Origin of the sequence: Maricaulis sp. (assembly GCF_048269565.1) — a bacterium.
Taxonomy (GTDB): domain Bacteria; phylum Pseudomonadota; class Alphaproteobacteria; order Caulobacterales; family Maricaulaceae; genus Maricaulis.
Map to the genome: position 1 here is coordinate 471,948 of NZ_JBLXIK010000003.1, position 24,033 is coordinate 495,980.

Here is a 24,033-nt window from a genome sequence, read left to right on the forward strand (position 1 = left end):
AGCTCACCTCCACCCGCCACTTCTGTCTCAAAGATGTTATGCAATCCCGCGCCACTGCCGCGCCGCCACTCAATTGCGACCAGCGAATTCAGGGTGCGACCAGCGGCCGATATTACGATGAACGGCATTGATCCGGTCGACGAGCGATACACCTCCGACCCCGCCCCCCCCCGACTCATGTGCCGCGGTTGGCCGCGAGGCCGGGCCACCCCGCCTCCCTGGCCCGACTGCCGGGCTGATTGCCCGTTGCCTTCCGGGGACTATCGGTTACCATTTTTATCAGGGACGGTTTGGGAGACCGCACGTCAATCAGATGATTGTCGCAACACGACGCGCTGAAACGCGTCAGAGGTTATCGCACGAGGCGCCATTTCCAGCCGGTGCCGGGTCCGGGCTGCGACGCATCGCTGAGGTCCGCGCCTGGTGTGGACTGGACAATTCCTACGGCACCGGGGAGATCGAATTGGAAACGGGATCGGCAATGCGCATAATTAGGCAATCTCGCGCCTGGCTCGCAGGGCTGGCCATCGCCCTGACAGGATGTGCGACTACTGTCCCCGTCTCCGTCGTGGCGCCGGCCCGTTTCCCCGAGGCCTCGTTGCTGCGCGTTGTCTATGTCGGTGACCTGCGTGGCCGCGGCGGCAATGCGGTACGCGATGCGCTCGAAACCGCGCTGGGCCGCCACACGCTCGACGGCCAGCGATTCTTCACCGTGGTGCGCGATCGACGGCGAGCCGATGGCCATTATGGCGGTCGCATGATCGATGACCGGCGCCAGGAGGAATATTACCAGACGACGCAATCAGTCTGCGTCCGCTCCGGCGATGACCGCTGCGCCTCGCGCGTCAACCGGCAAGTGACCTGCACGCGCTATTATGTCGACCTCGCCGCCCAGGTCGACCTGATCGATGCCCGCACCGGCCAGATCGTCTACTCACGAGATCACCGCAATCGCGCCCAGGACAGCTGGTGCCCGGGACAGGCCGCATCGCGCAGCTATGACCAGCTGGAATTCCAGGCGGCCGAGGGCATCGCTGCGGCTGTCCTGCTCGACGTGGCGCCGCACAATCAGCAGTTCAGGGCCGCCTTCTTCACCAATTCGGACACCGTCAGCGAGGCCAACCGCCCGGCCTTCGAATACGCCACCGAACTGGCGCAGAATGATGCCGTCTACGACGCCTGCCAGGAATGGGGCGCGCTGGAGGCACTCGAGCCGAATAGCGCGGGACTGCTGCTCAATCTGGGCATCTGTTCGGAACTGGTCAGCGATACCAGTGCGGCAGAGAACTACTATTACCGGGTGATGGAACTCGACCCATCCCTGAACAACCGGGCCCAGCAGGGTATCCGGCGTGCACGGATCGCCGCCGCCGGTGTCGATCAGCTCGCCGATATCGCCGACGCCGAACGCGAGGCATGGGACTGAGCGCGTCAGACGGCAGTGACCCGGCGAAAACCGTGATCAGAGGGACGCGCCCTGCCCCTCAGGCATGGATCAGAATGTTTGAACGGCGTCGTTCGGGACTTTCTCGCCGTCGTCGCTCCCGGCAAAGCCATCGAAGCAAAGCCATTTGAGGGTGTTCTGCACCGCAGGCCGGAACACATCCGGCCCGGTTTTGGAATACCGGAAGAGATTGCGTGCCCGGAAACGTCGTGAAAACACGCCGTGACGCTCAACCCTCATTGATCCGGACTCTGTACCGGGGCGGCGCGAGGGCCGCCCCGGTATCGACTTGAGTGCGATCAGAAGGTTTGCGCGATCGTGAACTTGATATTCCGGCCGGCCTCGTAATCGTCCAGATGCAGGTTGCCGAACACCGGGTGGAAGGTGTCGCCACTGCGCGATGCGTGCGAGGTGTAGAGCTCGTCAAACAGGTTATCGACGCCGACATTCAGCGACAGGCCGTTGACCTGGAATGGCTCCGTCCAGCGTGCCGAAATATTGTGCACGGTATAGCCCGGCTTCACCTGCCCGGCACCGGTCGTCAGTTCGGCGACGTTCTGGACATTCCAGTTCACGAACACATCGACGCTGTCGAAGCCGTAGGAGACATCAAGCGTGGCGGTATCGCCATTTTCGCGGAAATCGGCATCGTCAGCACCCGAAGCCAGGCGCGAGGTGTCCAGGTCCCAACCGGAGTAGCTGGCCAGTATGTCCCAATTGCCGTGGATCAGATTGGCGCTGAGCTCAAAACCATCGATCACCGCTTCGCCGAAATTCTGGTCCCAGCGTTCGCCCGTCGTCGTGCCGGGCACATCGACTTCAACCATGTAGTCATCCAGCGTTGTCTCAAACAGGTTGACGCCAACATAGAGGTCGGCACCCAGCAGCTGTGTGGTCCAGCGCAGACCAAGCTCGATGTGTTGTCCGGTCTCGGCCTCGAGGTCCGGATTGACGATCTTGGTGCCACCGCTGCCGGTGAAAGGCTCCGCCAGTTCCGGCCCGCGGAACAGGGTCGAGTAGCCAGCGAGCAATTCGAGATTTTCCGTCACGTCGAACCCGGTTGCCAACCCGAAAGTGGCTTCGCTGAACGCGCCGGTATCACCGGTGGAGACGTAATCAATCTCGTAGTCATTGAAGCGAACCCCCGGACGAAGACGAACACGCCCGAAGTCGATCTCGTCCTCGATGAAGACAGCGGTGGAGCGGGCTTCCTGTTCGATAATGGCGGCGGCGCCACCGATCAGGTCGGGGTTGAAAGCGAGGTTCTGGTCGAAATACTGCACGCCATAGCGCAGCGTGTGGGTCGCATTGCCATCAGTCAGCACCGACTCGGCCAGGATGTTCAGGCCCTGATTGTCCGAACTTGCTTCCTTGACGAAGCCGCCGCCGGCGACCGGGGCACGCTCATCGCGCCACAGGCGCAGATCATTGGTGAAATAGGTCGCGTCGAGCACGATCATGTCGCCCAGATCGAGCTGGTAGGACAGATTGATCGACTCGCGGTCGTATTCCGTTGGCAGCAGGATATCGCCGGTGATCGCGGCATTGGTGCGCACGCCCATGTCCGGACGCTGGGTGTAGTCGCCGGCGTCTTCCACAAGATCGTAGCTGAGTTCGAAGCGCTGGTTCGCGGTCGCGTCAAAGCCGAGCTTGACCAGCATGTTCTCGGTTGTGCCGTCGGAACCGATCGTGCTGATGCCGTCGCCATCTTCGAAATTGTCGCGGTTGACGTTGTGGTAATAGGCCAGAACATCAAAGCGCTCGCCCAGCTGGCCGTAGCCGGTCAGGGAATAGCTGGTCTGCGCGTTGTCGTGGCGGGAGACCATGACGCGACCGCCAAAGGCATTGCCCGTCGCGTCCAGAAGATCACGGGCATCACGGGTTTCAAAGCGGGCCACGCCGCCCCGACCACCGGAGACGACTGAATTGGCCCCGAGCTGGATGTCTGCGGAGCGCAGGATATCCGGATTGATCAGCAGGTTGCCCATATGGTGGTACATGTAGTTCGTCTGCAGGGCGCCATCGATATAAACATCGAGATCGCGATCAGAGATGCCACGAAAACTGATGCGCGTATTGACCGAGTGCGTCCCACCGATTTCAACGCCCGGGAGCGAACGCAGAAGGTCCGAGAGGTGATCGGCCTGCTTCAGCTGCAGATCCTGTTCGCCCAGATACAGGGAGTTCGTCTGGACTGCCGTGCCCCACACCAGAATCTCTTCTGGTGCCCCGTCCTGTGCGAAAGCACCTGCTGCGAGAAGGCCAATTGCGGAAACGCTGGCTGTCAGTTGGACTGCAAAGCGGGTGGTGCGCGACGTGTACATATTGATCCCTGTTACTTGCGAATGAGTTTCGAAAGCGATTAGGGCAGGCGCGAGACTGGGTCAACCCTCTTGAGAGTCATTCGCAATCACAGCGTCAATCGAGCTCGGGATCAATCGACCAGACTGGCGCCGTTGAGCTGGGCAAAAGTGGGGGATGTCAGGGGCAAAGGCGGACCGGACCGCGCGGGCCGGCGGCGTCGCGCCATTTCCAACTATCAGATTTTAACAGGAGAAAATGGCGCGAGTGACGGGACTCGAACCCGCGACCTCCGGCGTGACAGGCCGGCGCTCTAACCAACTGAGCTACACCCGCTTGGTGTTCCCGCCTCAGCGAGAGGCGTTTGTCTAAGGTTTCACTGCCGCCCGGTCAAGCGACTTTGGACAGGCCACAACAGCATGAAAGCAGCACACGCTTCATTGGCCCGCAAAATGCTGCCCGGCCCAGCGCCGTGTCACTGCCAGGGCAGTGTTTATCAAGGTTTCCAAATCGGTAGCGTCAATGGTGAAGGGCGGCATCAGATAGATGATATTGTTGAACGGACGCACCCAGATTCCGGATTCGACAAAAGCGGCTTTCAGCGAATCGAGTTCTGGCAGGGCCTGCATCTCGACCACCCCGATCGCGCCCTGCCAGCGCACATCGACCACACCGGGGATATCGCGCGCGGCCGGCAAGAGACGTTCGAATCCGGCCTCGATGGCGGCGACCTGCTGCAGGCGCGGCTCGCGCTCGAACAGGTCGAGCGAGGCATTGGCCGCGGCACAGGCGGCCGGATTGCCCATATAGGTCGGGCCATGCATCAGGGCCGCGGCTGGATCATCACTCCAGAATGCGTTGAAAATTTTCTTCGAGGCTATGGCGGCGGCAAGCGGGAGCGTGCCACCGGTCAGGGCTTTCGAGACAGTCATGATGTCGGGTGTGACCCCGGCCTTCCCCGCGGCGAACATGGTGCCGAGCCGGCCGAAGCCGGTCATGATCTCATCAAAGATCAGCGGCAGCCCGCGCGCATCACACGCAGTGCGCATCGCCTGCAGGATTTCGGGCGCGTGAAATTTCATTCCCCCGGCACCCTGAACCAGCGGCTCGGTCACCACGCCGGCGATTTGTCCGGCATGCGCGTCGAGCAGCGCCTCGAATTGCGCAATTGAGGCGGCATCGACCGGCAGGTCGGCGATGATCTGGTGCGCCAGGGAGCCGCCGAACAGGGCATGCATGCCCTCATCGGGATCGCATACCGACATGGTGGCGAGGGTATCGCCATGGTAGCCGCCGCGGAAAGCAACGAATTTCGTACGCCCGGCAACACCCTGGTTGATCCAGAACTGGATCGACATCTTCATCGCGATCTCAACGGAAACCGAGCCGGATTCGCAGAAGAAGACATGATTGAGATCCCCCGGCGCCAGCGCGGCCAGCCGCGCCGCCAGCCGCTCCGCCGGATCATGGGTCAAACCCCCGAGCATGATGTGCGGAACGAGGTCGAGCTGGGCCTTCACTGCCTCGACAATGTGGGGATTGCGGTAGCCATGACACACCGTCCACCAGGAAGAGATGCCATCGATCAGCTCGCGGCCGTCGGCGAGTTTGATTCGCACCCCCTCGGCCGAGACGACCGGCAGGGCCGGCGGCGTGGATTTCATCTGGGTGTAGGGGCGCCAGAGATGCTGGGCTGCCGGGTCGCGGGTCGCTGTTTTCATGTCCGGGGCTTTAGCAGGCCTGAAATCTGTGCGACAGGGCTGAGATGACATCGACCAACGCCCTGCCCGCCGCGACGCTCGACGCCTTTGCCAGTACCAAGCTGGCCGGGCTGGAACGCAGCAAGTTGCGCCGCCGCCTTGTCGAGACCGACGGACACGACGCCGTCCGGGTCGAGCAGGATGGACGGGCACTGCTCAATTTCTGCTCCAATGATTATCTCGGCCTCTCGCGCCATCCCGGCGTAATCGCCGCCGCCCAGGCCGCGGCTGCTCGATATGGCACCGGTTCCGGCGCCTCGCGCCTGGTGACAGGCGGGCATCCACTTCTATTCGAGCTGGAAGCGTGCCTGGCCCGTTTCAAGGGAAGCGAGGATTGCATCGTCTTCGGCTCGGGCTATCTCGCCAATCTGGCGATCGCTCCGGCCCTGACTGGGTCGGGCGATCTGATCCTGATCGACGAGCTGGCCCATGCCTGCCTGTTTGCCGGCGCCCAGCTCTCGCGCGCCCGGGTCGAGACCTTTCGTCATAATGATCTCGGCGATCTGGAATCGAAGCTTGCGGAACTGCGACCAGAGGCGCGCCGCGCCATGATCCTCACCGATGGCGTCTTCTCGATGGATGGCGATCTGGCCCCCCTGCCCGGCCTGCTGGCGCTGGCGGACCGCTTTGATGCCTGGGCGCTGGTGGACGATGCCCATGGAGTCGGTGTCGTCGCCAGCGGTCGCGGCTCGGCCCACGCCTTCAATCCACCCGCCCTGGCGCCACTGCAGATGGGGACGCTGTCGAAATCGTTCGGCAGCTATGGCGGCTATCTCTGCGCCTCCCGTGCCGTGTGCGAATTGTTGCGCACCCGCGCCCGGCCGCTGGTCTTCACCACTGCACCGGCCCCGGCCAGCATCGCTGCGGCCCTGCAGGCACTCGCGCTGATCGAGACCGATACAGCCCTGTGCCAACGCCCGACAGCTCTGGCGCGCCGCTTCTGCGCCGCCGCCGGCCTGCCCGAACCGGTCTCGCCAATCGTCCCGGTCATCCTCGGCAGCGCCAGCGCCGCGCTGGAAGCCTCCAGCCGCCTGCGTGAAGCCGGTTTTCTCGTCACCGCGATCCGGCCCCCGACGGTGCCGCGTGGCACGGCCAGGCTGCGCATCACCTTTTCTGCCGCCCATGACGAGGCCGATATCGACCGGCTCGCGGCGCTGATTTCGGCCTGGACGCCGCAATGCGAGGCGGCGGAATAATGCGGCGTCCGATCTTCTTTACCGGAACAGGCACCGATATCGGCAAGACGCATGTCCTGTGCGCCCTGCTCGAGGCCCGGCGCGCGGCGGGCAGCGGCGCTCGCGTACTCAAACCGGTCGCGTCCGGCTTCGACGCCGATGCACTGTCGGCCACCGACACGATCCGCCTGCTGCGCGCCAATGGGCAGGCGCTGAGCGCCGAGGCCGTCAACGCGATGACGCCCTGGCGCTTCAAGGCGCCGGTCTCGCCGGACATGGCGGCGCGGCTGGAGAATCGCGATTTGCGGCTGGGCGCGGTGGTGAACTGGTGTCTCGATCATCTCGACAGGGCGGGCCCGACCCTGATCGAGGGCGCCGGCGGCGTGATGTCACCGATCGCCGCGGACGGGCTTAATCTCGATCTGATCCGCGAGCTCGATGCCCGGCCGGTCATGATCGCGGGCAATTATCTCGGCACGATTTCGCACACACTCACCGCCCTGCGCGCCCTGGACGGGCGCTGCACGGTGATCGTCAACGAGATGACGCCCGGCCCGGTCAGCGCTGCCGAGACAGCGCAGACGATCACGCGTCATGCCCCGCGCGCCGATGTGCGGGTATTCGAGCCCGGTCAAGCCGCTGCCCTGCTGGATATTCTCGACGCCGATTGAGCGTGCAGCGAGCGCTGGGCGCAGAAAGCTCCGTCCGTCAGTAATCCCCTCTCGGGCGATCAATCAGACGACCGAAGAAGATCGCATTGAGGAACATTTTTTCGGTGCCGCGGAAAGTGGCGCGGAAATTGGGATTGTCGGCGAACATCACCACACTGCCACGTCCAAGACGCTGGGCGATCACCGCCGGAGTGCCGGCGATCTCGTCCTGGCGCCGCTGCGAGGCATAGCCCGACAGCAGTGGCTCCGCGGCATATTCCACCACCACCGCAAATGGATCGTCTTCCGGCCGCTCGAGCACGAGTTCGGTATTGCGGTGCAGGGCGATGGAACGGTCTGAATAGCCAAAACCGATCGGATGACTGAAATCGAGATCGCCGGCGAAGATCGCGCCGCCAATGACATGCTCGGCATCATCGATCGGCATCGCGGCATAATCACGGCGGCGGTTCCCGGCTTCGTCTTCGCTCTCATCCTCGTCCGCATCGGCACCATCTTCGACCGGGAAGAAGCTGGCCTGCGCCATTTCGGCCGCCTGGCGCGTCGCGATCAACACGCCGCCATCGGTGCGGATCCAGTCGCGAATGCGCTCCAGGTCGGCGTCAGCAAAGCCGGTATTACCCCCTCCGACAACGATCAGGTGCGAATAGCGCGACCAGTCCAGGCCCGAGAGTTCACTCTTGCGGCGCAGGGTGACAGGCATCTGCATGCGGTGATCGAGCTGATGCCAGACCTCGCCGGCGTCATAGGCGGAAATGCCGTCATCGAACACCAGCAGAACCTCCGGACGCTCGATGGAGCGGAAACCGCTGCGATCGCCCAGATCCGGCGTATCGCCCGGTGTGGAACCGGAGGTGGCGGCATAGACGGGGACGCCGTCCTCGACAGCGATGCTTGAGGCCAGTGCGTGGATTTCCTCGCGGCTGACATCTTGGCCGACCAGAGGGATGAAGGCCGTGCCCGGCCCGAATTCCACCAGCCCCTGGCTGGTCATTATATTCGCCGGTTCGGTGGCGATACGTACCCGGATATCGGCGTCGAGCAGGCGATAGAGGGCACGCGGTGCGTAATAGTCGGACCAGCGCAGCACATAGCCATAGGTCGAGACCGGTGGCGGGCTGAAGCTGATATCGGCGCTATGAATCTCGCCCCCGACCGGCAGGCTGCCGGTCAACGGCGCGTATTCCAGGTCATAGGCCAGCGGCAGCGTCCAGCCGGAGACATCGTAGAACACGTTCTCTTCGAAGCTGGTGACCCGGTCGAACATGGCGCGGATCATGGTGTATTGCGGCTGGCGCATCGAGACGATGTAGGCCTCGCCGGCGCGATAGGTGCGGCCGCCGGCGCGCAGGTCGCTGGCGAGGGCATTGACGCGGATATCATGCCGCTCAAGCAGATCGACAAACAGGTTGAGCCGCGCCGGATCACCCTCGGCGGAGAACACGTAGCCACGGATGCGATCACGGCCGCCATTGGCGACAGCATCGGCAAAGAAGCGGCGCTGATAGGCGGCGATCTCGCCGCGCTGGGCCAGCGCCCCGGAAATCGTCGTCAGCCCGGTGCGGAAATGGGTGCGGATATTGTCGGCATGGCTGACAAGCCCGTGCTCCGACTCGATCAGCCCGCCTCTGGCCGAGCCGATCTCGAACAGGATGCCCAGCGAGCCATTGACCTGGGGATAGGTCGAGCCCTTGCCGACATAGAAATTGTCGAAGCCTTCCTCGGTGGTATAGAGCCGCGCTTCCGCGTCGAGAAAGCCGACATGGTGGCGGGCGATGTTCAGGGTCAGCGCGCGCGCCTCATCGGGGATCAGCGGATTGAGCCGGCGCGGCTCGCCGGGGTGAAAATAGAAGGTCGCCTCGGTACCCATCTCATGGAAATCGGCCGAAACCTGCGGTTTCCAGCGATGCCATTGGGTCAGCCAGGCCTGCGATTCCGGCTGGGTCTGCAGCAGCCACTGGCGATTGAGATCGAACCAGTAGTGATTGGTGCGCGCCTCGCCCCAGGTGCTGTGCTGGGCATGGGCCGGATCGGTCACCGCGACGTCGGAGCCAAACATCGTGACCGCATTGGCGCGCCGGTTATGGCCGTCCGGATTGAAGATGGCCGTGATCAGGATGACGCTGTCAGCGAGCGTTTGCTCGATCTCGGCACCCTGGGCAGCGGCCAGATGATAGAGCATCGGAATCGCCGCATCCATCCCGGCCGGTTCGGCGCCGTGAACCCCGTAATTCAGCCACAGGATCGCCGGTCCGTCGCCAGCCGCCGCACCCGGTTCGAGCTGGGCGATGTGGGCGGTACGAATCGCGTCGATCCGGGCCTGGTTTTCCGGCGAGGTGACGACGAAGAACAGGATCGGGCGATGCTCATGGGTGTAGCCGATAGTCTCGACGGTGATGCGATCGGAGCCTTGCGCGATCTCGGTGAGATAGCTGACCATCTGCTCATGGCGCACCGGCCGGTCGCCCAGTTCGAAGCCCAGCCTGGCCTCGGGCGCCGGCACCGAGGCGTCATAGCCGGTGTCGGCCAACTGGAAAAACCCGATCGGTTCGGCCAGGGCAGGTGATGCCAGGCCCAGCGACGACAGGCCCAGCAGGATCGCGGCGATTGGTTTGAAGACTGACATGAGCGGCCCCGAGCTGTTTGATCTTAAGGCAGGCTAGCGCGTGCGGAAGAAAGGGCAAGACCCGGGGCTGGATGGGCGCCAGGGCGCCGCGCGAATGGCTGCCGGCCCGCCTTCGCCCTGCGGGCCAGGCCGAGTGCATTGTCGTCGGAGATTTGGCGTTAGGGCCTGCCCAGCCGTAGCTGAGAGATAACGAGCGGCCCGCCTTCGCCCTGCGGGCCAGGTCGAGTGCATTGTCGTCGGAGATTTGGCGTTAGGGCCTGCCCAGCCGTAGCTGCGAGATGACGAGCGGCCCGCCTTCGCTACTTCGCAGCGAAGGCTGGTGGGCGGTGAGGGGCTCGAACCCCCGACCCTCTCGGTGTAAACTATTTTCCCCCGCACTTCAGCGCCTAACGCGACCTATCACAAACAAGCGGGCGCATCCCTTTCTAGACTGCCATGTTCAACTCACGTTAGAGTCCGTTATAGCGACGAAAAACGTCGTCTATTGTCCCTTCGCGTTACCCCAAAGACGATGCGGGTAACAGACATCGGCCAGCTAGAGGTGCTCTGAATGGCGAGGCTCACAGACCAGACTCCAATGATGCGGCTCACCGACCTTAAGGTGAAGTCGCTTCCCCCCGACCCGTCGCGGCGACTGGAGATGCCAGACCCCGGCCAGGCCGGGCTCTACCTGATTATTCAGCCGAGCGGGCGGAAAAGCTGGGCTGTGCGCTATCGTCAAAACGGACGAAGCCGAAAACTGACGCTGGGCAGGTTTCCGGCTATTGGCCTTGCCGATGCGCGCCAGATGACCGCCAAAACGCTGGACAAGATCGAACGGGGCGAAGACCCGGCATCTGACAAGAAGGCTCGGCGGACTGAGACCGGCACTTCGGGACATCAGCGAACTGACACCCTCGCGGCGCTGGTCGCGGAATACTTGCAGCGACGGCCCCGCGAGAAAGCACTCCGATCTATCGGCGAGGTGAAGCGGATTTTCGATAAGTACGTTCTGCCGGTCATAGGGCAGCGCCCTGCTGCCAAAATCACGAAACGCGAGATAATCGACCTGCTTGATGGCATCGCGGACCGCCCTGCACCGATCATGGCCAACCGGACTTTTGAAGCCCTGCGCGCGCTATTCAACTGGTCAATAGGCCGCGACTGGATGGCGGCTTCCCCGATGGCTGGCATGAATAAGCCGTTCGAGACCCAAAGCCGCGACCGGGTGCTATCAGTCGATGAGATTCGCTGGTTCTGGAAAGCGACCGGCGCAATGGGCTACCCGTTTGGCGATGCCTTGCGAGTGTGCCTCCTGACTGGGCAGCGCGTCGGCGAGGTCAGCGGCCTTACCCGGAGTGAAATCGGGCAAGAGCAGATGATTCAAGTGACGGAAGCAAACGGCGAGCGGATCGAAACCACGGCCCCGGGCAACGTATGGACCATTCCCGCCGCACGGGCGAAGAATGGGGAGGAACACAAGGTTCCCCTTGCCGACCCGGCGCTGGCCATCATCGAAAATGCGCCCGCTATCGGCACCAACGGGCTGGTTTTCACGACCACCGGACTAAGCCCGATATCTGGCCGGTCAAAAGCGAAGGTCCGTCTTGACCGACTAATGGCGGCGGCGGCGGAGGAGGAGCGCGGCGAAAAAGCCGAGATTGACCGTTTCACGATACACGACCTCCGGCGGACATGCGCCAGCCAGATGGCTGAACTGCGCGTTGCCCCGCACGTTATCGAGGCCGTCCTAAATCACCGGACCGGCGTCGTGCGCGGAATTGCGCGCGTCTACAATAGATACGACTATGGAATCGAAAAGCGGGAGGCGTTGGACGCCTGGGCGCATCGCTTGAACGATCTTGTGACGGGCAAGCCTGCGGAAATGGCAATCGAAGTGGAGGCTAAGCGTGACCGATGCTGATGATCCGATACCCACTCGGAACGGCGAGAAGCAATCCGCCGCTCCTTCGCTTGAGGACGTATTCAGGAAGCACCTTCACATATCGCAAAGCGAAGCCGACCTAGCCGCAGACTGGTTCGCAAGCTCAGCTTGGGGCAACCCAACCGGGTTTTACCATCGCTCAGCGGACATGAAGGACCTCTTCGACCTACGAAATGCGGTTTCTGCAATGCTTCGTTTTGACGTTCATGGGAGCGAAGAAGTGCAAGAGCTTCTCCGCCTAAATATGATTCAATTGGATATCGAAACTGACACAAAAAATGCTACAGACGCCGCAGAGAAATGGCGACCAAAGTCGCATGACTCTTTTGTCTCGTCCAAACAATTCATTACTAGATGGCAGAAGGCAATTGACACGACAATTCGCACTGTAGAGCAGTCATCGCTGACCGTAAGATCGAGACAGCGCGTAAATGTTGAAGGCGTAAATATTGTAGACCGCGCACGTTTGTTATGGGAGCGGAAACTCGGGTCGCCAGCACCAGCGCGCGGGCTCAATGTTGCCACGGCTTTCGGCGAATACCTATTTGATTTGTTTGAGGCTTGCGAGTGTGAGGGTGACCCAAGATCCGCATTCCACGCGTGGTCACGCCACATAGGTGCCCGCGTGCATAGTGACGGCGAAACTGGTTAGCTCACTGTGATCGGAAATGGTGCTTCAAGGCTCCACATTCTGCCCCATGTTCAAACCATGGAGCGAAACACATGCCCTCCCCTGCCATCAATACCCACCGACACATCCCCGCCGCGACCGTCCGCGAATTGTGCGGCGGCATTTCTGACATGACGCTTTGGCGCTGGCTGGATCAACGCGACTTTCCTGAACCGGCCCGCATCGGCCGCCGCCGCTACTGGAGAGAGACGGAGGTGCTCGCGTGGCTCAACACCTTCCGGGAGGCGGCACAATGACCGCCCGCCGCTGGAAACCCGCCCGCTTGACTGTGGAAATCGACGGCAACCGCCGCGCCTTTGTCGGGCGCAATGCCGAAATCATGCGCGCAATGATCGAGCGTGGCTCTGTAAGTTCTGCGGAGATTGAACCGGGTGTTCGCCTTGCCGCCATCGTCCACAGGCTGAAACGCTCCCATTCGATCAGCATTGCATCCGCGCGGTTCTGCAACGCCCGTGGCGATGGTGGGGAGTATGCCGCTTACAGCCTCACAGCGCCCGCTCGGCTTGTCGAATACCAGCCCGGCGAATGGCAAGGCGTGAGGGTCGATTAATGGCAAAACCCCGCAAAGCATGGCGCGGGCATGACGCCACCGGCAGAACCAAGGGGGACGGCAAAGTCACCGCCCTACCCCTTGCGCTTGTGCAGGAGCCTGCTTGGCGCGCGCTCTCCCCTAAAGCCCAAATGACATACATTTGGCTTCGCTTTGAAGGGCGTGATCGGCAATTCAGCAACAACGGCAAAATACAATTGAGCGTCAGGCAAGCGGCGCAGCGGCTGGGCATACACCGGAACGCGGCGGCGGGCGGCTTTCAAGAATTGCAGCAGAAAGGCTTCGTCGTGGTTACCGCCATGGCCGCGCTCGGCGTTACAGGCGAAGCGCGCGGCCCGTCCTATGAGCTGACAGAGTTTCCGTTGCCGCAGGCGTCACACCCGGTAGGGCGGCGACTCTACAAGGCATGGAAGCCGGGCAACGACTTTGAGGCGGTCCGGCATCCCGCAAACAACCCCAAGGGCGCGAACGGAAAAAATATCCCGTCTCGAAAAGCGGGACGGTGCTGTCCCGAAAAGGAGGACGGTTAGGGCCTTCCTGTCCCTGAAAAGATGACAGGGCGTCCCGAAAAGGAGGACGGTTAGGGCCAAAAACCGCCCGCGACCGTCCCGAAAAGCGAGACATCCTTATTACCATACCCAGTCTCTCAGAATATCAGCCTTAAACACGCGATTTGTCCGAATGGCCAATTTTGGCCCGAACGGTCGCCAGCGAAAACGGAGTAACGATCATGCCTGTATCATTCGTGAGCAATCCGCCCGTCGTGGATGCCGCCTCTGGCATCGTATCAATCGAGTTTGAAAGCGGCGGCGAAACCGTATCCGTTGCGCTCTCTCGCAATGCCGCATTTGGGCTTGCCCATTCCCTAAGCCGTTCAATTGCGGAACTGGACGCGCCAGGCACGGTGGTGAACTTCTCCACAAGCAAGGGCAAGGACGCTTGATATGTCCGCATGTTCCCCTTGTGTTCCAACCGCAGGTGTGCTAGATAATGGTCTGTCGCAGCCTTTGGCGCGGCACCCTCTCGCGTTCGAGTCCTTGACCGAACAGCACGCCATCCAGCCGGACCCAATGCGGGCCGGTGCGTTCTGTTACGAGGCACTGACGTGACCCCAATCAAATTCGACATATCCAGCCTTAGCCTGGGCCGCGCCTTTGCGCTTGAGGTGAAAGCGTCCGGCTCTGGCGAGATTGAAGGATTGGCTAGCCCATTTGGCGGCAGTCCTGACAGCTACGGCGACATCATCGAGCCGGGCGCATTCTCCGCAAGCCTTGCCAAGCACAAAGCCGCTGGCACCGCTCCCGCGCTTCTCTGGGCGCATGATCAGTCACGCCCTGTTGGCCGCTGGTCACAGATGCAAGAACGCGCGGACGGCTTGCACGTTAGCGGACAGCTCAACCTGAAAACCGAAGCCGGACAGCAAGCCTATGAGCATGTCAAAGGCGGCGATCTGGACGGGCTTTCCATCGGCTTTGGCATTGCTCCCGGTGGCGCTTCTGTCGATCGGCAGGGCGTGCGGACGCTCAAGGCGCTGGATCTGTACGAGGTCAGCATTGTGACGCTTCCGGCAGCTCTCTCTGCCCGCGTGCAGCAAGTGAAGTCCATCACCGGCCCTGACGAATTGCGCGACCTCCTGAGAGGCCACGGCTTGCCTGTGCGCTTCTGCGAGAAGGTAGCGGCGGGCGGCTGGGCACATCTGCAAAACGCAACACCTCAACAACTCGAAACCGAGGCGAAGGCACAGGCCGAAGCCGACACTATGGCAGCGATTTTACGGGAGCTTCGCCGCTACGCCTGACCCGCTCCCAATCAACGCAGCGTCGTGATGACGCCGCAGCTCATGGATAGAAAACATGGAAATGATCGCAGACATTCGCGCGTCACTGGACGCCATCGATAAGAAGACCGCCGCAGGCATTGAAGCCGGGCGGGCCACCAAAGAAATCTCCGAAAGCGTGACGGACCTCAAGTCACGCCTAAACCATCTGGAAGCGGTCGCGGCACGCCCGCAGCTCCGCGACAATGACGGCAGCTACGTCACGCCTGAACAAAAAGCGCACGCTGATGCGTTTGGCGATTGGCTCCGCAATCCGAAGTCACAGACGAAAATGGCCGCGCTTGAAGGCTTCAAGGCCGTTACCATCGGCTCTGATGCGGGCGGCGGCTACGGCGTGCCTGAAATCATCGCGGCGCAGGTACAAAAGCGCCTGCTTGACCTGTCGCCAATGCGCCAGATTGCCCGCGTCGAAACCGTCTCATCCTCTGACTTCAAAATGCTGGTGGACATCAACGGCGCGTCGTCGGGCTGGGTTGGCGAAGGCGACACCCGCAGCGAAACAGACACCGCGCAGCTTGGCGAAGTCGCCCCGACATTCGGCATTGTCTACGCCTACCCGAAGGCGTCGGAAGAATCCTTCGCGGACATACAATTCAATGTGCAGGAATGGCTTGTTCGCAGCGTGTCCGAGCAACTGGCCATTGCCGAGGGCGCGGCGTTCGTGTCCGGCGACGGCACCAAAAAGCCCACGGGATTTCTCGACGCGACCCCTTCCGCATCTGGCGACAGTGAAAGCCCAGCGCGCTCATTCGGGCAATTACAATATGTCCCGACCGGCAACGCTTCCGGCTTCGGCAGTCTCTCCGTTACGTCGCCTGAATTTTTCCCGGCTGATGTTCTGTGGACAACCGTATATTCCCTGCGCGCTGGATACCGCGCCAATGCTCGGTGGGTGATGAACTCAGCAACGGCTGGTGTCATTCGCAAGTTCAAAGATGCGGACGGCAATTACCTCTGGCGCGATATGCTGGCAGCCGGCCAGCCACCGCTTCTGTGTGGCTATGAAGTCGTCATTGACGAGAACATGCCGGACGTGAGCGCGAACGCCTACCCCGTCGCCTTTGGTGACTTCCAGCGCGGCTATCTGATCTGTGACAGCTTTGGCTTCCGCGTGACGGTAGACGACAACGTGACGACGCCTGGACAGCTCAAGTTCTATGCTCGCAAGCGCGTCGGCGGAAAGACCCTGGACGACAACGCAATTAAGCTCATCAAGATCGCGGCGAGCTAACCGAATGGGGGGCGGGTTACTCCGCCTCGCCCGTCACGCTCGCACTTCACAAATGGCGGACGTGACCAGCCTCGGCTCTGTACGGACATGCGGAGCCGAGGTTGCCCCTAGGGGGGCAAGAATCCTTAGCCCTCGGGCATGGGTACCGGCGTGGGAAACTCTTCTTCGATAAACCGTAACAATTCAGAGGCTGAAAATGGCAAAACCCGGACGAAAATCGGCAGCGGACCTATTGAAGCCGCCGCGCTCGCTGACGGACCGGCGACCGGCTGCACCGGCTGACATGACGGCAGCGCAAATCCGCACTTGGGAGCGCATCGTCGCTAGTGAGCCGACTAGCTGGTTCGCTACCGCCGCGCAGCAAGATTTGCTCCGACTGTTCTGCGAGCACGCCAGTTTTCGGGCGGACCTGCAAACCCTGATTGACGACTGCCAAGCCGAGGCTATCGCCTGCGACGAAAGAGGCCCGGCATTCCTTCGAATGCTCACGGTACGCGACCGCGAGACGAAGACACTGGCCGCCCTCGCCCGGCAAATGCGCCTAACGCATCAGGCACGATACACGCCGCAAGCCGCAGGGACAGCCGAACGCAACAACCCTACGGGCGGGCGTCCTTGGGAATAGGAACCCGGCTCTAAAGAAGGCGGTTTCATAGATGGCTGATCCGGGAATGCCATTAGCGAGGCGTGTGCTCGGTGCACATGAGCTTCAACTCGCTGACGACGGCGTCGCAGGTTTGGCAGAGTTCGAAAATGGTCTGACGTACAGGGCGCCCCGTAAGTGGTCCAGCATCGGTGAAGACTACCTCAAACGTTAGGTGATAATCGTAGTCGAAGTGCCCTTCCGGACCGACCGTACCGACTTCCACCTCCTGTTTGGAGCTATCCCAGCGAGGCGGGATTCGCATGCAGATAACGTCCTTGGCTCCAACGCGGATCCCGGCCCCAGTAATTTTGGCGTCAGGTGCGCAAGCGACTCTGTGCTTTTCTCGCGCGGCGGTTATGAGCTCGCAGAGCAAGTGGTTGTTGGGGGGGGAGGCTTCGTCAAGAGCTGGGTGAAGCTGGAGGCTCGAAAGGTACATTGTGACGTAGTCGGGGAAGTCGAATACATCCAGTTTCCCCCGAACATCACCCGCAGAATTCCCCGCAGGAAAGTAGAGCATCTTGGGGGCATCCTTGCCTTTGACGATCTTAAAAGTGGCGCACATGGCCATGTCGAGTGCGTGTCTGAGATCGGCGATTGCCCCACTCATCGCGTCTCTCGCGCTGATCGGAATGTTGTCTTCGAGCACGATCTTATAGGTTTTGTTTCCGGTGTCCGCATCGCTATAAACGACTGAGCGGCATGCGGTGTTTTCGAAAAAACTGGTTGTGATTTTGTCGAACTGCTCCAAGCTACGGCGTGTCTTCTCGATGTTGTAGAACGCTGACTCGAATTCGATGTCGGGATTAGTCATGTCAAACTCGAAGAAAGAAGATGGGCGCAGCAAGGAATAGGCCGCCCGCCCCGAGACGCCGCTTGCGCCTCAACGGTAACGCCGTTCGAGGCGAATCGGGTGCGTAAGGCGGAATAATGCAAGCGGTGCGTGAGTTAGTCCAGTCAGCCACATGGACCCCATTCCGCCGCACCGCGGTGACGAGTCAATTTCATAACCGAGCTGTAAACTATTCCAACGCTCGTTTATGGTGCGCTCATGGCTACCGTTCAATCACTCGATCACATTATTGGCTCCCGCATCGCCTTGGCGCGGATTGTTCGCGGCTGGACATGTGGCCAGCTCGCGGACCGCGCTGGTCTCGCCCCTCGCACCGTCAAATGTATCGAAGCGGGCAAGCTAAGGGCCGGTGCAACCCGACTGTTCAGTTTTGCCGTTGTTCTGGGCGTGCCGATTTCATGGTTTTTCGAGCCAAGACCGCGACTGCCTCAGCGTCGTCAGCTAACCCGGCAATGAGCCATAAAGTTGGTCACGGGACATCCCAAGTCTGAAGCTCCCCCGCATGTTCTCCAAGGCTTGGATTGGGGACCAAGGCGCAGTTCAGGCTCAATCTCGGAGCAGACGTTCTACGGTCAAAGGCATGTGGATTGAACGGCGCACAGACCGAAACATCCCCAGTTTGAGAGTTCAGGCGATAGACCGATGGCCCCTCCGCTAGGGCGAACTGGTAGCGCGGGGGCTGGGAAAGCGTAGCGTGGAGGGCGGCTGCGGCAATTATGCATCCGCCGATCAGTGCCGCATTGAGCGTGTAACGAGTCATTTGTTCAATTCCTAAATGAGCGTTTGCCGGACTCAGATAGTGCTCCACCTGAGGATGAAGGTGAAAGGGACGCCATCGAATCATTCTATCGAGAATGCGGGGCTGTGGCGGGCATCACCAAGAGACGCCTCCGCGCGGTTCAATCAGGCCCCAAACACATTTGAAGGCAGACCCGCCTTCGCTGGAGGTTTTGGATGATGAAGCAAATGCTTATCGCCCTCGCTGTCGCACTTGTCACGGTATCGTGCGACGCTCCGACTGCACCTTCGCGGACCTTAGCCGAACCGATTTATGAATTCACATTCCCCGAGGTCAGTGAGCTTGATCCGCCGTCGGGAGAGGCAGTTATGTCGCCCATGCGATGCGTTGCCGTACAACAGCTTTCCAACCCCGAAAACTTGAATTTCTTGCGCCGCTATATCGGCAATGGCTACGCCGACTACCAAAGGGACTTAGTCGAGCGGGCTGGCCTAGCCGACCAACCCCTTGGTCGCGTGCTTGGTATCGATCCAAGCTCCCATTTCACGGGGCAGCCAGGCGACCGAATCCAAATCTTTTCGGATCACCTCATAGTGGATAAACGCAATCCTGTTGAGCCTGAAGCCGATGAACGGGAGCCGTACTGGTTCGGCGAGCATACGGCAGACGATGGTTTTGGACCGAGAATCTTGATTACCCAAAATGCCGCCTGTGTTTTTTCTGCAGCGGTGTCTCGCGATATGCGGGTGCGTGAACGACTCGACACGCGCTGTGCGACAAACCCAACTTCCGACTTATGCAGTCGGCGAACACCACAGCCAGAATGAACGCCCACTCAATGCTGTGGCAGCGAGGCGGAAACGATTCGGCTTCTACGGGGATGCGCCCCACCACAGCCACGTCGGGGTACCATTTCAGTGGAGAGCTGATGAGCCACCCGTTACCCTGTTCGTTACCCAAATACCGAACACAGCACCTCTAGCTGTCAACAAATTACATTAAGCTATTGAAAGTAATGGTGGGCGGTGAGGGGTTCGAACCCCCGACCCTCTCGGTGTAAACGAGATGCTCTCCCAGCTGAGCTAACCGCCCGATCCATCAGGATCCATCAGCTTGCGCCGATCTGGAGGCGCTTTCTAGTCCGGCCCGGGTGCCGGGCGCAAGCCAAGACTACTGCGCCTGGCTGGCATCACGCGTCACGGCGCCGAGAATGAGATCGACCTGCGCCAGGGCATCGGCGGCGGGGTCGCTCGCGCGGCTGTTGGCGAGCGTGACGCTGATAATACCGTGCACACTGGCCCAGAGCGCACGCGCGGCGCGTGCGCGCCGTACCGGGTCGGCAAAGCCCGGCAATTCGCCGATCACCGATTCGACAATCGCAAACAGCGCCTCCTCCGACTGAAAATACTCGGCCGGCCGCCCCGCCTCGACACGACGGCTGGTGCGCAGGACGGCGTCCCAACGCCGGCCGTTCTCCAGCACAAATTCGAGATAGGCCCGCGCCAGCGCCATCAATCGCGCCTCCGCATCGCTCCCCTCATCGGTCATCGCCTCGAGCGCGGCGCGGTGGTGGGCGGCAAATTCGCGATGGGTTTCCAGGTTGAGGGTACGGACCAGGGACTCGATATCGCCGAACAGCTTGTAGATCGAACCGACGCTGAGGCCTGCCTCGCGCGCAACCGCCCGTGCCTGCAGCCCCTCGAGACCTTCCGCGGCGAGCAAGGTGCGCGCGGCCTGAAGCGCCAGGTCACGGTCGCGCTCGGTCAGGCCCGGCCGGCCGCGGGGTTTTCTGGCCGCAGGCCTGGCTGGCTCGGGACTTTTTGGGAGGCTCTCATCCATGGCCCCAGCCTAGCGGAAAATAAATAACGAACAACGTTCTTTTTAGCTTGCCTGAATCTGATTCACAGACAATTTGTGAACATCGTTCGTTTATCGAGAGCCTTCACCATGACGACCTACCCGTTCAGTCTCAACACGCAGCTGCGCCCCGCATCATTCCGTCACTGGCTGCGCCTGCGCCCTGCCCGCGGTCACTTCCGCATCGGTGATGGCTGGCTGGCCGCCTATCTGTGCCTGCTGCTGGCGGTGCTCAGCCTGGCCGGCGTTCTCGTCTTCCATTTCCCGGCTCAGCTCACCATTCCGCAACTTCGCGCAAGTTATGATATTCCCACCCTGCGCGCCGGCCTGGGAGCCCTGATGATCCTCTCCGGCGTGTTCGGTGTGCTCGCCCTGATGCGCAAACGGCTGACGATTGCCGGCGCAGGCCTTGGCGTCCTTGCCCTTGCCGCCCTGCTCGGCGGTGCCGACACGCCGCTGGGACCGATCCAGGCCTCACGCTTCTATGTCGGCCTCGACTGGTTCGTGCTCGGCCTGCTCTCCACCGGGATCGTCTTTACCCTGCTGGAGAAGGCCGCACCACTGCGCGAGGACCAGCCGGTCCTGCGCGAAAACTGGTCGCTCGACCTGAAGCACTTCTTCGTCATGCACTTATTGCTGGGCGCCTATCTGGCCGGCACCAATTTTCTGCTTGTCCAGGGACTGGGCTGGGCGCGATTCGAGATCGTCACGGAATTCATCGCCGGCCTGCCCTTCATCGTACAGTTCTTCGCCATCATGCTCGCTGTCGATCTGGTCGAGTATGGCGTGCACCGTGCCTATCACAGTCACCAGGCGCTTTGGGGCATCCATGCCGTCCACCACTCCTCCAGGACAATGGACTGGCTGGCGAGCTCGCGCCTGCACGTGCTTGAAGCCCTGATCACCCGCACCGCGACGCTGGCTCCGGTCTTCCTGCTCGGCTTCGACCAGGCCGTCGTCAATGCCTACGCCCTGATGATCGGTTTCCACGCCACCTTCATCCACGCCAATATCGACTGGGATCTGCGCTGGCTGGAGCCGGTTTTCGTCACCCCGCGTCATCACCACTGGCACCACGCGCTGGAAGAGACGGCACACAACAAGAATTTCGCGGTGCATTTTTCCTTCATCGATCGCCTGTTCGGCACCTTGCACATGCCTCGCGGCTGGCCCGCCGAATACGGCATCGGCGCTGAGGAGCCCGCGCACAGTTACCGCGCCCACACCCTGCATCCGTTCAAGGGCTTGATCGCGGCCTGACCGCCCCGGCTGACAACGGTACAGGCACGATATTTTCCCCCTTGCGTGAACCGGATTCAGCTCTAGCGTTTTTTATGAACATAGTTCACAAAAGGAGATGCTAATGTTCAAAACCCTGTTCACCATCCTGCGCGGCCAGACCGCCCGGGCGCGTGACGAGATCGAGGACGGCCATGCCGTGCTGATCCTGGAGCAGAAACTGCGTGAAGCCACCGCCGGGCATGAACGCGCCAAACGCGCCCTCGCGACAATGATCCTGCGCGAGCGCAACGAGAAACGCGCGCTCGCCGGCGTCATCGCCCGGATCGGCGATCTCGAGGCGCGGGTCAGCGATGCCCTGAACGCCGGAATGGAGGCCTTCGCCAGTGAAGGCGCCGAGGCGATCGCCGACCTTGAACGGGAAAGCGAGGTGCGCGAGCAGACGCTGGAGCGAACCGGGCTCGCGGCCCGGCGCCTGCGCCTGATGATCGAGAAGACCGACCGGCGGCTGGTTGAACTCCGGCTTGGTCTGACGACCGCCCGCGCGATGGAGGCCGAACGCGGCGCGACACGTGAATTGCGCGGCGATTTCGCCGGCATGGCCGCGATCGCTGAGGGCGAGGCCGTACTCAAGCGGGCCCTGGAACGCACCGACCCGGGCGAAGAGCTCGATATTCTCGACCAGCTCGACGCCGAGCTGAGCGGCGATGACCTGATCGACCGCATGGACGCCGAGGGACTGGGCACGCCGCCGCGCACGCGCGGAGCAGACGTGCTCGCCCGGCTGCGGGCCAAAACCGCAACCGGCACTGATGCCGGCCAACCCCAGACCGTTTGAAGGAGAGCATCATGCTGGGACAATCGAAACTCTGGGTCAGCTTCAATTATGCCTGTGTCATCGCCGCTTATGCGATGCTCGGCCTGTCACTGATCCTGATGCCGGTCGATCTGTCGACCAAGGGCTATGTCGGGATGGGCGTACTCTTCCTGACCGGCTCGCTCGTTACCCTGGTCAAGACACTGCAGGAACAGCGGATCAATGAGCAATTCTCCTCCAAGGTCGAACGCGCCCGGCAGGAGAAACTGCTCAGCGATTACGTCGCCACCGAATAGGCGATCTCGCGCATGTGGCGGGCCTGGTGCGACAAGGCACCAGGCCCCTCGCCTCAATCGACCTTGACGCGATCGATACGGTCGGCGGCATAGCAGCCGAGCATCCTGATCTCGCGGGTATGCTCCTCGAGGACAGTGAGACTGTCGCGCAGTTTGGGGTCATCGAGATGGCCCTCGACATCCATGATGAACATCTCTTCCCACGGATTGCCGGCGATCGGGCGCGATTCCAGCTTCACCAGATTGATGCCGTGATCGCGAAAGCCCGTCAGCGCATTGACCAGGGCACCCGGATCATCACGCGTGGTGAACATCATCGAGGTCTTGCACTCGACCCCGCGTGCCGGCAGCTTGCTGTCCCTCGCAAGCACGATGAAACGGGTGATATTCTGCTCGTGATCGCCCACGCCATGGGCGAGGACGTCAAAACCGAACAGTTTGGCTGCATCCTCGCCGGCGATGGCGGCTGCCGTATCATCCTCTTCCAGCAAGCGTTCGAGCGCCCGGGTCGTGCTCGATGACATGTGGGTCTCGATCTCCGGATGCCCGGCGAGATAGCGGCGCGATTGCGCCAGCGCCTGCGGATGCCCGAAAACCCGGGTAATCCGGCCATTGCCCGAGGCCTTGCCGATCAGGCAGTGATCAACCCTCAGCATGAATTCACCGGCAATTCGGGTGCGTCCCTCAAGCAGGATATCGAACACTTCATTGATCGAGCCGGTGGTGGTGTTCTCGATCGGCACGACACCGAAATCGACCTCGCCGGTTTCGACGGCCCGGAAGATCGAGACGAAATCGCGTTTCGGCGATGGCACCACATTGGCGTTGCGGCGGGCGAAGATCTTCTGCGCCGCGATATGGCTGTAACTGCCCGGCCCGCCGAGATAGGCGACGCTGGCCTCGTTGAGATCGGCATCGCGCATCGAGTCGAAGCGGGTGCGCTGCATCCGGATCGAGTCGTCAAACAGGGCATGAAATATCTGCTCGACCAGCTCGCGCGAGACGCCGCCGGCCTCGGCGCGCGCGACGGCTTCGCGCAGTATCGCCTGCTCGCGGTCGCGGTCCCGGACCGGCAGGCCGGAGCGGACCTTCTCATCGACAATCGCCTCGACCAGCGCCGTGCGCCGGGCAATGGCATCGACGAGATCGCGATCGATCTGCGAGATCGATGACCGGATCTCGTCGCGGGAAACCTGTTCAGACATGGTCTGCCTCTTTCTCAAAACAAAAAGGCCTCCCCGGTTGGGGGAGGCCCTGGAAACTCGCTGCTTGTCGCGCGCGCTAGCCGGCCACCGCCCCCGAACGGGTTGCGTTGCTAAAATAGCCGGTAAAATAAAGCGGTGCACAAGTCATGACGACAGTCTGCGATCCTGCCCGGC

General features: G+C 61.7%; 22 protein-coding genes and 2 tRNA genes. 16 read left to right on the forward strand and 8 right to left on the reverse strand.

All coding sequences use genetic code 11. The features are described 5' to 3' along the window. Positions 1–481 precede the first annotated feature (481 nt). A complete protein-coding gene (locus ACN0YL_RS09065) occupies positions 482–1,426 on the forward strand; it encodes a hypothetical protein (protein WP_417497754.1) in 945 nt (314 codons plus the stop codon). 317 nt (positions 1,427–1,743) lie between these two features. Here the strand turns inward: ACN0YL_RS09065 and ACN0YL_RS09070 are convergent, their stop codons facing one another. The 3 genes from ACN0YL_RS09070 to ACN0YL_RS09080 all read right to left on the reverse strand — a co-directional run bounded on the left by ACN0YL_RS09070 (position 1,744) and on the right by ACN0YL_RS09080 (position 5,466). Then, a complete protein-coding gene (locus ACN0YL_RS09070; protein WP_417497755.1) occupies positions 1,744–3,654 on the reverse strand; it encodes a TonB-dependent receptor domain-containing protein in 1,911 nt (636 codons plus the stop codon). A 350-nt stretch (positions 3,655–4,004) separates the two neighbouring features. Beyond that, positions 4,005–4,081, reverse strand: a tRNA-Asp gene (locus ACN0YL_RS09075). 101 nt (positions 4,082–4,182) lie between these two features. Further along, positions 4,183–5,466 carry an adenosylmethionine--8-amino-7-oxononanoate transaminase gene (locus ACN0YL_RS09080; protein ID WP_417492233.1) on the reverse strand — a complete coding sequence of 428 codons (1,284 nt, stop codon included), beginning with the start codon at positions 5,464–5,466 and terminating at the stop codon, positions 4,183–4,185. A gap of 44 nt (positions 5,467–5,510) precedes the next feature. On the opposite strand from ACN0YL_RS09080, the gene bioF reads away from it, so the two are divergent. Beyond that, the gene (gene bioF / locus ACN0YL_RS09085) at positions 5,511–6,701 is read left to right on the forward strand and encodes an 8-amino-7-oxononanoate synthase (RefSeq protein ID WP_417497756.1); all 1,191 of its coding nucleotides are present in this window, start codon (positions 5,511–5,513) and stop codon (positions 6,699–6,701) included. Then, positions 6,701–7,351 (forward strand): dethiobiotin synthase, encoded by a 651-nt coding sequence (gene bioD, locus ACN0YL_RS09090; RefSeq protein WP_417492235.1) that lies wholly within the window; start codon positions 6,701–6,703, stop codon positions 7,349–7,351. Before bioF ends, bioD begins: the two co-directional genes overlap by 1 nt. Positions 7,352–7,388: 37 nt before the next feature. Here bioD and ACN0YL_RS09095 read toward each other — a convergent pair whose 3' ends face one another. After that, positions 7,389–9,977, reverse strand: a complete 2,589-nt coding sequence (locus ACN0YL_RS09095) for a M14 family zinc carboxypeptidase (protein ID WP_417492236.1) — start codon at positions 9,975–9,977, stop codon at positions 7,389–7,391. Between the two features lie 577 nt (positions 9,978–10,554). Here ACN0YL_RS09095 and ACN0YL_RS09100 point away from each other — a divergent pair. The 8 genes from ACN0YL_RS09100 to ACN0YL_RS09135 all read left to right on the forward strand — a co-directional run bounded on the left by ACN0YL_RS09100 (position 10,555) and on the right by ACN0YL_RS09135 (position 16,210). Next, entirely contained in the window at positions 10,555–11,880 is a 1,326-nt protein-coding gene (locus ACN0YL_RS09100) for a tyrosine-type recombinase/integrase (protein WP_417497757.1), read from the forward strand. After that, entirely contained in the window at positions 11,867–12,553 is a 687-nt protein-coding gene (locus ACN0YL_RS09105; RefSeq protein WP_417497758.1) for a hypothetical protein, read from the forward strand. The genes ACN0YL_RS09100 and ACN0YL_RS09105 overlap by 14 nt, the downstream gene beginning before the upstream one ends. Positions 12,554–12,624: 71 nt before the next feature. Further along, entirely contained in the window at positions 12,625–12,828 is a 204-nt protein-coding gene (locus tag ACN0YL_RS09110) for a helix-turn-helix transcriptional regulator (protein WP_417497759.1), read from the forward strand. Beyond that, positions 12,825–13,142: a hypothetical protein gene (locus ACN0YL_RS09115; protein WP_417497760.1), complete on the forward strand. Its 318-nt coding sequence runs from the start codon at positions 12,825–12,827 to the stop codon at positions 13,140–13,142. The genes ACN0YL_RS09110 and ACN0YL_RS09115 overlap by 4 nt, the downstream gene beginning before the upstream one ends. Beyond that, on the forward strand, positions 13,142–13,672 hold the full coding sequence (locus ACN0YL_RS09120; RefSeq protein WP_417497761.1) for a hypothetical protein: 531 nt from the start codon (positions 13,142–13,144) through the stop codon (positions 13,670–13,672). Before ACN0YL_RS09115 ends, ACN0YL_RS09120 begins: the two co-directional genes overlap by 1 nt. Before the next feature lie 200 nt (positions 13,673–13,872). After that, positions 13,873–14,085, forward strand: coding sequence for a hypothetical protein (locus ACN0YL_RS09125; RefSeq protein WP_417497762.1), 213 nt, complete (start codon positions 13,873–13,875; stop codon positions 14,083–14,085). 162 nt (positions 14,086–14,247) lie between these two features. Beyond that, positions 14,248–14,940 (forward strand): HK97 family phage prohead protease, encoded by a 693-nt coding sequence (locus ACN0YL_RS09130; RefSeq protein WP_417497763.1) that lies wholly within the window; start codon positions 14,248–14,250, stop codon positions 14,938–14,940. Between the two features lie 55 nt (positions 14,941–14,995). Next, a complete protein-coding gene (locus tag ACN0YL_RS09135; protein WP_417497764.1) occupies positions 14,996–16,210 on the forward strand; it encodes a phage major capsid protein in 1,215 nt (404 codons plus the stop codon). 677 nt (positions 16,211–16,887) lie between these two features. Here the strand turns inward: ACN0YL_RS09135 and ACN0YL_RS09140 are convergent. Further along, positions 16,888–17,667 carry a hypothetical protein gene (locus tag ACN0YL_RS09140; protein WP_417497765.1) on the reverse strand — a complete coding sequence of 260 codons (780 nt, stop codon included), beginning with the start codon at positions 17,665–17,667 and terminating at the stop codon, positions 16,888–16,890. 237 nt (positions 17,668–17,904) lie between these two features. Between ACN0YL_RS09140 and ACN0YL_RS09145 the strand changes: the two genes are divergently transcribed. Together ACN0YL_RS09145 and ACN0YL_RS09150 are read left to right on the forward strand one after the other, a co-directional pair. Next, positions 17,905–18,162 carry a helix-turn-helix domain-containing protein gene (locus ACN0YL_RS09145; protein ID WP_417497766.1) on the forward strand — a complete coding sequence of 86 codons (258 nt, stop codon included), beginning with the start codon at positions 17,905–17,907 and terminating at the stop codon, positions 18,160–18,162. A 498-nt stretch (positions 18,163–18,660) separates the two neighbouring features. After that, positions 18,661–19,272, forward strand: coding sequence for a hypothetical protein (locus ACN0YL_RS09150; RefSeq protein ID WP_417497767.1), 612 nt, complete (start codon positions 18,661–18,663; stop codon positions 19,270–19,272). Positions 19,273–19,461: 189 nt separating this feature from the next. Here the strand turns inward: ACN0YL_RS09150 and ACN0YL_RS09155 are convergent. Together ACN0YL_RS09155 and ACN0YL_RS09160 are read right to left on the reverse strand one after the other, a co-directional pair. Then, a tRNA-Val gene (locus ACN0YL_RS09155) sits at positions 19,462–19,537 on the reverse strand. A gap of 78 nt (positions 19,538–19,615) precedes the next feature. Beyond that, a complete protein-coding gene (locus ACN0YL_RS09160; protein ID WP_417492237.1) occupies positions 19,616–20,284 on the reverse strand; it encodes a TetR/AcrR family transcriptional regulator in 669 nt (222 codons plus the stop codon). A gap of 108 nt (positions 20,285–20,392) precedes the next feature. Here ACN0YL_RS09160 and ACN0YL_RS09165 point away from each other — a divergent pair, with 108 nt between their 5' ends. The 3 genes from ACN0YL_RS09165 to ACN0YL_RS09175 all read left to right on the forward strand — a co-directional run bounded on the left by ACN0YL_RS09165 (position 20,393) and on the right by ACN0YL_RS09175 (position 22,654). Continuing rightward, positions 20,393–21,562, forward strand: coding sequence for a sterol desaturase family protein (locus ACN0YL_RS09165; protein WP_417497768.1), 1,170 nt, complete (start codon positions 20,393–20,395; stop codon positions 21,560–21,562). Positions 21,563–21,665: 103 nt separating this feature from the next. After that, on the forward strand, positions 21,666–22,379 hold the full coding sequence (locus ACN0YL_RS09170) for a PspA/IM30 family protein (protein ID WP_417497769.1): 714 nt from the start codon (positions 21,666–21,668) through the stop codon (positions 22,377–22,379). A gap of 11 nt (positions 22,380–22,390) precedes the next feature. Continuing rightward, on the forward strand, positions 22,391–22,654 hold the full coding sequence (locus ACN0YL_RS09175) for a YiaA/YiaB family inner membrane protein (protein WP_417468030.1): 264 nt from the start codon (positions 22,391–22,393) through the stop codon (positions 22,652–22,654). 53 nt (positions 22,655–22,707) lie between these two features. Here ACN0YL_RS09175 and pheA read toward each other — a convergent pair whose 3' ends face one another. Then, positions 22,708–23,859, reverse strand: a complete 1,152-nt coding sequence (gene pheA / locus ACN0YL_RS09180; protein ID WP_417492240.1) for a prephenate dehydratase — start codon at positions 23,857–23,859, stop codon at positions 22,708–22,710. Positions 23,860–24,033: the final 174 nt, after the last annotated feature.

What these genes read in the sequence shown, in the direction of transcription:
- ACN0YL_RS09065 (WP_417497754.1), top strand. Translation starts at nt 482, where the DNA reads ATGCGCATAATTAGGCAATCTCGCGCCTGGCTCGCAGGGCTGGCCATC.
- ACN0YL_RS09080 (WP_417492233.1), bottom strand. Translation starts at nt 5,466, where the DNA reads ATGAAAACAGCGACCCGCGACCCGGCAGCCCAGCATCTCTGGCGCCCC.
- bioF (WP_417497756.1), top strand. Translation starts at nt 5,511, where the DNA reads ATGACATCGACCAACGCCCTGCCCGCCGCGACGCTCGACGCCTTTGCC.
- bioD (WP_417492235.1), top strand. Translation starts at nt 6,701, where the DNA reads ATGCGGCGTCCGATCTTCTTTACCGGAACAGGCACCGATATCGGCAAG.
- ACN0YL_RS09095 (WP_417492236.1), bottom strand. Translation starts at nt 9,977, where the DNA reads ATGTCAGTCTTCAAACCAATCGCCGCGATCCTGCTGGGCCTGTCGTCG.
- ACN0YL_RS09100 (WP_417497757.1), top strand. Translation starts at nt 10,555, where the DNA reads ATGATGCGGCTCACCGACCTTAAGGTGAAGTCGCTTCCCCCCGACCCG.
- ACN0YL_RS09110 (WP_417497759.1), top strand. Translation starts at nt 12,625, where the DNA reads ATGCCCTCCCCTGCCATCAATACCCACCGACACATCCCCGCCGCGACC.
- ACN0YL_RS09115 (WP_417497760.1), top strand. Translation starts at nt 12,825, where the DNA reads ATGACCGCCCGCCGCTGGAAACCCGCCCGCTTGACTGTGGAAATCGAC.
- ACN0YL_RS09120 (WP_417497761.1), top strand. Translation starts at nt 13,142, where the DNA reads ATGGCAAAACCCCGCAAAGCATGGCGCGGGCATGACGCCACCGGCAGA.
- ACN0YL_RS09125 (WP_417497762.1), top strand. Translation starts at nt 13,873, where the DNA reads ATGCCTGTATCATTCGTGAGCAATCCGCCCGTCGTGGATGCCGCCTCT.
- ACN0YL_RS09135 (WP_417497764.1), top strand. Translation starts at nt 14,996, where the DNA reads ATGGAAATGATCGCAGACATTCGCGCGTCACTGGACGCCATCGATAAG.
- ACN0YL_RS09140 (WP_417497765.1), bottom strand. Translation starts at nt 17,667, where the DNA reads ATGACTAATCCCGACATCGAATTCGAGTCAGCGTTCTACAACATCGAG.
- ACN0YL_RS09145 (WP_417497766.1), top strand. Translation starts at nt 17,905, where the DNA reads ATGGCTACCGTTCAATCACTCGATCACATTATTGGCTCCCGCATCGCC.
- ACN0YL_RS09150 (WP_417497767.1), top strand. Translation starts at nt 18,661, where the DNA reads ATGATGAAGCAAATGCTTATCGCCCTCGCTGTCGCACTTGTCACGGTA.
- ACN0YL_RS09160 (WP_417492237.1), bottom strand. Translation starts at nt 20,284, where the DNA reads ATGGATGAGAGCCTCCCAAAAAGTCCCGAGCCAGCCAGGCCTGCGGCC.
- ACN0YL_RS09165 (WP_417497768.1), top strand. Translation starts at nt 20,393, where the DNA reads ATGACGACCTACCCGTTCAGTCTCAACACGCAGCTGCGCCCCGCATCA.
- ACN0YL_RS09170 (WP_417497769.1), top strand. Translation starts at nt 21,666, where the DNA reads ATGTTCAAAACCCTGTTCACCATCCTGCGCGGCCAGACCGCCCGGGCG.
- ACN0YL_RS09175 (WP_417468030.1), top strand. Translation starts at nt 22,391, where the DNA reads ATGCTGGGACAATCGAAACTCTGGGTCAGCTTCAATTATGCCTGTGTC.
- pheA (WP_417492240.1), bottom strand. Translation starts at nt 23,859, where the DNA reads ATGTCTGAACAGGTTTCCCGCGACGAGATCCGGTCATCGATCTCGCAG.